Below are 9,642 nucleotides of genomic sequence, written 5' to 3' on the forward strand. Positions count from 1 at the left end.
TAGCGATGTCGCCGGGGTTTTACTTTTCCCAGCACAGTCAGTTCTCCGAGCGCCGCCAGGGCGCATCAGGGTCGGCGAGTGTCTCGAGCATGAGTTGGCACCAAACCTGAGCCGCTCCGACGACGAGACGGGCATGGCGGGGGCGAACCCATCTCGGCACCTCCTCGGTTCCGTGGTCGATGCCGACGTTGTTCCTAATCTCGGTCACGCTCTGGGTGAGGGTAATTAGCGACTGCAGGGCCTGGCGCAGTGCGCGGTCCTCGTCGCTGACCGACTTTGGAGCGAGGCCGAGCGATTCCTGGGCGGCGTTGACCAGTGCGGGGACCTTCGCCGCCCGAGTGTAGCTCTGTCCGCGGGCGGTGAGCACGCATTTGGCAGTCGATTCGATTAGCGCCTTGGCAGTGCTCACGGCGAGCCGCGGATCCGTGTCGACGCTGTCGCCGAGCCTGCGCAAGTGATCGTGGATGGTCCGCGGGTCCGGGAGGGCGTTGAGCGCGTGATCGGTCAGCCGGGCCCCGGTATTTCCAATGCGTACGGTGCCGGTGGCATCGTCAACGTCGAAGCCGTCCTCGCGCAGGATTCGGACCCACTTGTCCCGCAGCCCGTCGTTGCTGCCCCAGCCGGTCGAGTTGTCTTGGATGATCTTCTGCAGCGTGTCGCTGAAGATTTCGGTCAACCGCTGGGTGTCGGCGGAATCGTCGAAGTTCAGGTTCGCGAGGTAGCGGCGCATCCGCTCGCGCCGTACGCTCTCGTCGTTCTCCAGCGGCTGCGGCGGGCCGAGGGTGATTCCGCGGTCGTCGAATAAGGCGTCGATCTCGCGCACGGGTGTCCCAGTCAGCTGGTCGGCGAGCAGCCGCATCACCCGCGGAGTGAAGAGTCTCATGCCGGGCTACTCGGTCTCGTCGGGATGCGCGGAGTGGACCCGGTCCAGATGGACGGTGCCGCCATCGACGTAGAACCAGCTCTGTGCGACACTCTTCGCCGTGATGTTGTGCTGTCAGCGCTGGAGCATCCGCCCTTCGTGGGTGGTTGTGGGTTCTCAACCACCCACTGTGCACCACTAAAAAGGTGACTGTGGGAAGCATGCGACGTTAAGGCGGTAGACATTCTCCCACCGTAGCTAATCCTGGCTTCGTCTCCCACCAGTGCGCCTTTTCCGGGTGTCTTGTCTGTGCCCGTGAGCGTCGCGCACAGCATCTGCCCTTCTGCTCCGGCCCTCGTGGTCGCTTGTCACCGCGAACTCGTGAAAATGCGGGCAGGGCTTGCGGGAAGAATGCCCCTATTGGGATGGTTGCGCCGCCTTGTCTGCGCCTATTTCCGCGAGGGAGTCGGAGGATTTTGACAAGTTAGTGAGACAGATGGCGTCTCACGGTTCTGTCACACCGCAGGTCAGTGAGGTACGCCGCTGACAAGTTCGGCGAGATCCTACAGCTCTCTGCTGCCCTTCGACCAGATCCTTGAGGTTCTTCAATGCGAACTGATCCGGCATCGGCGCAGAGCACTTGTCATTGCCTTCGTACAGGGAGTTCGTCTGGGTCTCTCCGTCTGCGGTCGGCATGAGGACCATGCTGATCTCATCGCGATCAGCCCCTCGCGCGGCGACAATGTGCGGCGAGAATGGGGACATGAGCAATCACCAGATGATCGAGATTCGAGGCGCCCGCGTGCACAACCTGGCGAACATCGATGTCGACGTCCCATTAGGTCGGCTGGTCGGCATCGCCGGTGTCTCCGGTTCGGGCAAGTCGTCCCTGGCGATGGGAGTCCTGTACGCGGAGGGCTCTCGGCGCTACATCGAAGCGCTGTCCACATATACGCGCCGCAGGATGAGCCAAGCACCGCGTGCCGACGTCGACCGGGTCAGCCACGTGCCTGCCGCTCTGGCTCTGCGACAGCGCCCGGGCATCCCCGGCGTCAGGTCGACCTTCGGCACGTCCACCGAACTGCTCAACGTCGTCCGGCTCATGTTCTCGCGCCTGGCATCACATGTCTGCCCGAACGGCCACCGACAGGAACCGACGCTCAATGTCGCGGCAGAGGAGCCCTTCGCCTGCCTGAGCTGCGGAGCGAACGTTCACGCTCCAGGAGCAGAGGATCTGGCCTTCAACTCGGTGGGAGCCTGCCCATCATGTGAAGGGACAGGCATTGTGCGCAAGGTCGACGATGCCTCCCTGATCCGTGACGAGGACATAAGCATCGACGATGGAACGGTGATTCCATGGCAGATGTTCGGCTTCAACGTCCAACCGCAGATCGCGCGCGAATTCGGCGTCCGCACGGACATCCCCTGGAAGGAGTTGAGCGCCGAGGAGAAGGCGATCGTCTTCGATGGCCCGGAAGAGAAGAAGCACATCGCTGTGACCTCGAAGAAGGGTCTGCACGAGCTCGACTTCACCTTCCGCAATGCGCGACTGACCGTGAGCGAGGAGCTCAAACGCGCCACTGATGAGAAACGACTGTCCCGGGTGAGCCGGTTCCTCACCGAACACACCTGCACCACGTGCCACGGCACCCGACTCGCACCTGCAGCGCTGCTGCCGAAGATCGGCGATCTCAATCTCGCCGATGTCACCGCCATGACCCTGAGCGAACTCGCCGATTGGGCCACGGCTGTCGCCGACACCGTGCCGAAGACGATGCGCTCGATGTCCGAGGCACTGACCAGCACGCTTGGGCACATGTCGAAGCGACTGCTCGACCTCGGCCTGGGCTATCTCTCGCTCGATCGTGCCGGATCAACACTGTCCACCGGCGAGCGCCAACGCGTGCAGCTGGCGCGAGCAGTACGAAACGAGACCACCGGGGTCCTCTATGTCCTCGACGAGCCCTCGATCGGCCTCCACCCCTCGAACATACGCGGACTCCAAGGGGTCATCTCCGACCTGCTCGAGGATGGCAACTCCGTTGTCATGGTCGACCATGACCCTCTCGTGCTGCGTGATTGTGATCATCTCATCGAGATCGGTCCCGGTTCCGGCAACGACGGCGGGACGGTCGTCGCCACCGGAACGGTGGCCAGCCTCGGCGACAATCCGGACTCCCTCATCGGCGGGTTCCTCACCGGAAGAGAAGACAGCCTTGTCCGCACTTCTGCGGCGCCCGATCAGGTCTTCGACAAGGGGACGATCAGGCTGCGCACCTCCCCCATCCACACCGTGCATGCGCTCGATGTCACGGTCCCCCGGGGACGGATCACCGCTGTCACCGGGGTGTCCGGATCCGGGAAGAGCACGCTGGTTCTCGACAGCCTCATTCCCGCACTCCGTGCAACGGATCAAGCCCGCCTGCCCTCACACGTCACCTCGGTCGAGGGTGCCGGAATCGAGAAGGCCAGCGTCGTCGACGCCACCCCGATCGGGGTCAATGTCCGCTCGACCGTCGCCACATACTCGGGCATCCTCGATGAGCTCCGGCGTGCCTATGCCAAACTCGACTCGGCGAAGGCCGCTGGTCTGAGCGCCCGGGACTTCTCCTACAACACCGGTTCTCTGCGGTGCCCGCGCTGCGAGGGAACGGGAGAGATCACGCTCGACGTGCAGTTCCTCCCCGACGTCGACATCGCCTGCCCCGACTGCGGGGGTCGGCGTTACGGCCCCGACGCCGAGGTTCATCGCCGTCCCGTTGCTGACGGTGAGATTGCGCTGCCCGAGCTGATGGCAATGACCGTCGCCGAGGCTGCCGGGCAAGTTGCCGACCTGAGGAAGGTCACCACACGGCTGCGGGCACTGCAAGAGGTGGGGCTGGGGTACCTCACCCTCGGCGAGGCGACTCCGGCCCTGTCAGGCGGTGAAGCGCAGCGTCTGCGTCTCGTCTCAGAACTCGATCGGACGCAGACCGGCACCCTGTTCGTGTTCGACGAGCCCACCATCGGGCTCCATCCTTTGGACGTACGAGTGCTCATCGGCGTCCTGCAGCGACTCGTCGATCAGGGAGGCACCGTCGTCGTCATCGAACACGACCTCGATGTCATCGCCAACTCCGACCATGTCATCGACATGGGCCCGGGAGGCGGAGTGGACGGCGGTTGCATCGTGGTCGCGGGCACTCCGAACCAGGTCGCCGATGACAAAGACAGCGCCACGGGACGATATCTGGCGAAGGAGACGTCCCTCCGACCAGCATTCGGCGGGTGAGCTGGCAGCGGTCTCCGAGGCGAAGACCACTGCCAGCTCAGACAGCGGTCACACGGACTTCGTGTCCGGGTCCGCACCGTCCAGTTGAGCGTCCCGACTGAACCTGCGCAGCTGGGTCACATGGCTCGGGTTGAGCTCGGCGACGTTTGAGACCTGAAGCAGCTTCATCGTCCGCTCGACCTGTTCGCTGAGGATCGCGATCGTGCGATCGACGCCTTCCCTGCCACCGGCCATGAGCCCGTAGAGGTAGGCGCGGCCGATGAGCGTGAAATCCGCACCCAAGGCCATTGCCGCGACGATGTCGGCACCATCGCGGATGCCCGTGTCGACGATGATCTCGAGGTCATTGCCGACTTCCTTCGCCACCGAAGGCAGCAGTTCGAAGGGAACCGGGGCGCGGTCGAGCTGACGTCCGCCGTGGTTCGACAGCACAATGGCGTCGACGCCGAGATCGGCAAGCTTCCTGGCATCGGCAACAGTCTGGACGCCCTTGATCGCAAGCTTGCCCGGCCACATCTCACGGATCGTGGCCAAGTCGTCAAAATCGATCGACGGATCCATGGCCGAGTTGAGCAGCTCGCCGACAGTTCCGCCGGTCTCGGACAGAGACGCGAACTGCAGCTTCTCCGTGGTCAGGAAGTCCCACCACCACCAGGGACGCGGAATCGCGTTGAGAACGGTCTTCGGCGAGAGCTGCGGTGGGATGGAGAATCCGTTGCGACTGTCCCTCAGTCGAGCGCCTGCGATCGGGGTGTCGACGGTGAAGAAGAGGGTGTCGTAGCCGGCCGCAGCCGCCCGTTCAACCAGACCGTAGGAGATCTCCCGCTGGCGCATGACGTAGAGCTGGAACCAGTTACGCCCATTCGGGTTGACCTTCTTCACGTCCTCGATCGAGGTTGTGCCCAAAGTGGACAGGGTGAAAGGAATGCCTGCTGCACCGGCTGCAGAGGCACCGGCGGTCTCGCCCTCGGTCTGCATCAGCCGAGTGAACCCCGTGGGCGCAATGCCGAAGGGCATCGACGAACTGCCTCCGAGGATCTGTGTGGTCGTATCGACCTGCGAGACATCGTTGAGGATGGAGGGGTGGAACTCGATGTCCTGGAAGGCCTGCACCGAGCGCTCCATCGAGATCTCCCCCTCCGCTGCGCCGTCTGTGTAGTCGAACGCGGCGGCGGGAGTGCGCCGCTTGGCTATCTGGCGCAGATCCTCGATCGTGAATGCCGATTCAAGACGGCGCTTCCGTGAGTCGAGCTCGAACTTCTTGAACTTCATCAGCTCGAAGATCTCGGACGGATTGGGCAGTTGTCTCTTGACCATGTGCGGTACCTCTTTCTCTTCGGTTCGTCGTCAGGTCTGATTCGTCAGGTCTGATTCGTCAGTATTATTCGTCAGTTCGCTGATCACACTCCCTCTGGGACCATCCAGGACAGAATCGTCGACTGCAGTCCGACAAGCAGGCACATGACAACGAGCATACCCAGCGACCACCAGATGACGCGGCGGAAGATCGCGGACTCCTGGCCGAGGAGCCCGACCGCTGTAGCTGCGATGGTGAGGTTCTGCGGGCTGATCATCTTGCCCACGACACCGCCGGAGCTGTTGGCGGCCACCAACAGGACGGGATCGATCCCCGCCTTCGTCGCGGCCGTCTGCTGCAGGGTCGCGAAGAGCGCATTGGCGCTGGTGTCGGATCCGGTCACTGCCGTACCCAACCATCCGAGAATGGGCGAGAGGAAGGCGAACAGCACTCCAGCGCCAGCAATCCATGTGCCGATAGTGATCGTCTGTCCCGAGAGGTTCATAACGTAGGCGAGCGCCAGCACGAGCCCGACGGTGAGGATGGAGAAGCGCATTTTGACGACATTGTCGACGAAGACCTGAAACGCGTCCTTGGCGGTCATCTTGTACACGACGGCGACGATGATTCCCGAGACCAGCAACATCGTGCCCGGCGAGGACAGCCACTGCAAGCTGTAGACCGTGCTCGTCGACACTTCCCCCGCAACGTTCAGGATGTTCCCGTCGAGGCCCGGCCACGGAATCTTGATATCGGTGCCCGCCAGCCAGGTGTCGATGACCGGGATGAGCTTGGCAGCAGAGAAGATGACAATGACGATGAGATACGGGCACAGTGCCATGAAAACCCGCCTGCCGGTCAGAGGTGCCGTCTTCGTGTCCACCGATGTCTTCGTGTCCACGGAGGTCGCCACGGCTGCGGCTGCTCCACCGGCATCGGGCGCGCTGGCCTTCTCCCGACTGCGTTCGTCGGCCATCTTGTCAAGCGCGTCCCGGCCGCCGACGGGCTTCCAGAACTGGAGCATGATCACTGCAGCGGCGAGGCCCAAGAGCGAGGCGATGATGTCGGTCATTTCGACCGAGAGATAGTTCGCAGAGACGAACTGTGCTGCCCCGAACACGATTCCGACGACCAGAGCAAGTGGCCATAGCTGGCGCAGACCGCGCTTGCCGTCGACGAGGAAGATGAGGAACAGCGGCACAACGGCGGCCAGCAACGGAGTCTGGTGACCGACCATGGCACCGATCTCCTTGTAGTCGATTCCCGTGAGGTTGCCGGCCGTGATGATCGGGATGGCGATCGCACCGAAGGCGACCGGAGCGGTGTTGGCCACCAGCACGACGACTGCTGCTCGCATGGCGGTGAAGCCGACTGCGATGAGCATGACACCGGTGATGGCAACCGGGGCACCGAAACCGGCAAGGGCTTCGAGCAGTCCCCCGAAGCAGAAGGCGACCAGGATCGCCTGCACGCGAGGATCATCGGAGATGACGTTGATGACCAATCTGAGGTCTTCGAAGTGTCCTGACTTCACCGTCAGTTCGTAGAGCCAGATGGCGGTGATGACGATCCACATGATCGGAAACAGCCCGAAAGCGAATCCTTGGCTGGCCGAGAGGCCGGCCAGCCCGAACGGCATGCCGTAGACGAAGATGGCCACGATCAGGGCGACGATGACTGCCGCCAGTCCTGCCCAGTGGGCCTTCCATTTCAAGAACCCGAGGGTGACGAAGATAGTCAGCAGCGGCAGCAGCGCAGCCAGCGATGACCACAGGAGGCTGTCTGCAAGTGGGGCTATTTCAGGAGTGTACATATCTTCTCCTGCACGGTCGGTGCTCGACTGCAGCGTCTGCGTTTCGACGTTGAACGCGCCCGAACATGCATACTCGATGGGCTTCAGTATGTCCTTTGTGTGGTCAGACCACTAAAGTGAGTGTATGGCGCAATGTGATCCGGGTCAAGATCACACTCATGAAATGATGGTCGGGTGCGAAAAGTGAGTAATCATGCCAAATGAATCAGTCAGCAAGGCCCGCAACTCAGTTGCCGGTCAAGCCGCAGCTGCACCACAGACACCAGAGTGGAGGCCGGTTTCCAAGTCGAGCACCCATGAACTCGTGATCAATGCGATCGAGGAGCAGATCATGACCGGGTCGCTCACTGTCGGCGATCCGCTCCCCTCGGAACGGGAGCTGGCCGCCAAGCTGGAAGTCAGCCGCGCCGCCGTGCGTGAGGCCCTGCGGGTCATGGAGTCACTCGGCGTCATCGTCTCGAATGTCGGCTCAGGAAAATCGGCGGGCACCTTCATCGCCTCTATGCCCAAGGAGGCGCTGACTCGGTTCCTGCGCCTGCATGTGGCTCTGGCGAACTTCAGCATCCAGGAAGCCATCGAGACTCGCATCCAGTTGGAGCGCTCGAGCACCGCACTGGCAACAGGCCGGGTCCACGACGACGCATTGGCTGGCATGAACGCTTCGCTGGCGATCATGGACACTCCCGGCGTGAGTCTCGAGACCTTCAACGACGCCGACACCGCATTCCACGTCGCCATCGCCCGCGCCTCGGAGAATCAGCTGCTCTCCGATCTCACCGAGGCCATCCGCGGATCCCTGCGCCGCCCCATCCTCATCGCATTTCACGAGGTCGATGATCCACGTGCCCTGATGGCGCAGCTGCAGGGGGAGCATCACGCCATCATGCGGGCCATTGTCGACCGCGACACCGACCACGCGGTGCAGTTGACCGAAGATCACATCCGCTCGGCCGCCGCAGCCTTGCCGCACATGACCCAGAAGCCTGCGCCACCCAGGTGAATGCCAGAGGTGGGATCGAGCTCAACGACTCGACCCCACCGTCACTGCTCCTTCGTCGAGACGGTTCCCCGACGATCTTCCTCAGCCGGTCACACCGGTGACTTCGTTGCTGGCGTGAGGCAGTTCGGCGGTCTTCTCGACTTCACCGGTGGCCAGATCCACGATGTGGAGCTGGCTCTTGTCCGGTTCGGAGACATAGGCCTTCTCCCCCTGCACGAAGAGCGTCGGCCGGGGCTGCTGCCAGTCGACAGGCTCCTTCCATGCTTCGGTGACCGGGTGCGAGTCGGTGATCTTGCCGGACTCCGGGTCGATGACGTTGAGTTTGCCGTCGGTGCCGAGCACGAGTGCCTCGCCTTCGGGTCCGCGGCCCAGGGAACGGAAGCTGTATGAGGAGTCGAGGTCGACGAGCTTCATCTTCCCGGTCTCGGTGTTCGTCAGTGTGACCTTCTCCGGACGTTCGAGTTCGGCATCCTCGTCGACCTTGTAGTCCCCGAGCACGACCGGCGAGTCATCGGATCCTGCCTGATTGCCGATCCGACCATAGCTGTCCGGGGAGTCGACCTTCGTGAACTTCCCACCCTTGTAGTAGAGGATCCCATCCTCACAGCCGACAGCGATCGCCTCATCCTGGGCAGCGGCCTCCCCGTGGACGCCCGGGCAGTCCTCGTTGCGGGCGATCTCCTTGCCTTCGGCATCAACGGCCTTCGCTCCCGAGCGTTCCTCTTCATTGCCGATGGTGTGCAGCATGTTGCCGTTCTCCAGCTGCACCGCCACACCGTGGTGTGCCTCCTCTGCCTCTTTGACTTCGGGTTCGGGTGCACCATCGTGGAAGGCGTCGGTGTCGAAGATCTGCATACGCCCGTCGCCGTCGCCGAAGAGCACTGTCGAACCGCCGTGGCGCACGACGTGACCTGGGGTATCGGTTTCGTAGACCTTGTCGGTCAGCTGCGGTGAGCCGGCAAAGCTGTGAGTATGGTCGCCGTGCTCTTCGGTCCAGACGCCGGCGTCGAAGAGCTGGAATCCGTTTGCCACCGACACCATGGCATGTCGCCCGTCGCCGACCGGATTCACCCGATTGAAGCCCTCGAGCTTCGTGTCGTCGATGACCTCGAGCGTCTTCGCGTCCAGAGTGAGGATGCCGCCGTCATAGGTGGCGATCAGCCGTGCCTGCGTCTCCTCGACCTGTTCGGCGTCCGAGGGTTCCGCAGTGCCCGCCTGCTCGCCGCTGTCGGGGTCGGCCTCCGCACCGGTGGTGCCGCATCCGCTCAGCAGGAGGGCGGTGACGGCCGCGCTCGCAGCCAGTGGTGCGATCAGGGTTCGTTGTGTTCTCATTCTTCTCTCTTCCCTATTTCCATGATGGTGTGTCCGTGCTCTGTGGTGTTGCGAGGTCGCGTGGCTC

6 protein-coding genes are annotated in these 9,642 nt (G+C 63.0%); 2 read left to right on the forward strand and 4 right to left on the reverse strand.

Translation table 11 applies throughout. The annotated features are described in order from the left end of the window. Positions 1–37: 37 nt before the first annotated feature. Positions 38–883 carry an abortive infection family protein gene (locus tag ACE03M_RS13725; RefSeq protein ID WP_485934494.1) on the reverse strand — a complete coding sequence of 282 codons (846 nt, stop codon included), beginning with the start codon at positions 881–883 and terminating at the stop codon, positions 38–40. A gap of 742 nt (positions 884–1,625) precedes the next feature. Here ACE03M_RS13725 and ACE03M_RS13730 point away from each other — a divergent pair. Further along, a complete protein-coding gene (locus ACE03M_RS13730) occupies positions 1,626–4,133 on the forward strand; it encodes an excinuclease ABC subunit UvrA (RefSeq protein ID WP_485934496.1) in 2,508 nt (835 codons plus the stop codon). Positions 4,134–4,181: 48 nt separating this feature from the next. Here ACE03M_RS13730 and ACE03M_RS13735 read toward each other — a convergent pair whose 3' ends face one another. Together ACE03M_RS13735 and ACE03M_RS13740 are read right to left on the reverse strand one after the other, a co-directional pair. Continuing rightward, a complete protein-coding gene (locus tag ACE03M_RS13735) occupies positions 4,182–5,450 on the reverse strand; it encodes an alpha-hydroxy acid oxidase (protein WP_485934498.1) in 1,269 nt (422 codons plus the stop codon). 83 nt (positions 5,451–5,533) lie between these two features. Beyond that, entirely contained in the window at positions 5,534–7,243 is a 1,710-nt protein-coding gene (locus ACE03M_RS13740) for an L-lactate permease (RefSeq protein ID WP_485934500.1), read from the reverse strand. Between the two features lie 193 nt (positions 7,244–7,436). On the opposite strand from ACE03M_RS13740, the gene ACE03M_RS13745 reads away from it, so the two are divergent. Beyond that, positions 7,437–8,243 (forward strand): FadR/GntR family transcriptional regulator, encoded by an 807-nt coding sequence (locus ACE03M_RS13745; RefSeq protein ID WP_485934501.1) that lies wholly within the window; start codon positions 7,437–7,439, stop codon positions 8,241–8,243. 81 nt (positions 8,244–8,324) lie between these two features. On the opposite strand, the gene aztD is transcribed toward ACE03M_RS13745, so the two are convergent. Continuing rightward, entirely contained in the window at positions 8,325–9,575 is a 1,251-nt protein-coding gene (gene aztD, locus ACE03M_RS13750) for a zinc metallochaperone AztD (RefSeq protein WP_485934503.1), read from the reverse strand. Positions 9,576–9,642: the final 67 nt, after the last annotated feature.

The sequence above is a fragment of the Brevibacterium sp. AGC70 genome (genome assembly GCF_057334195.1).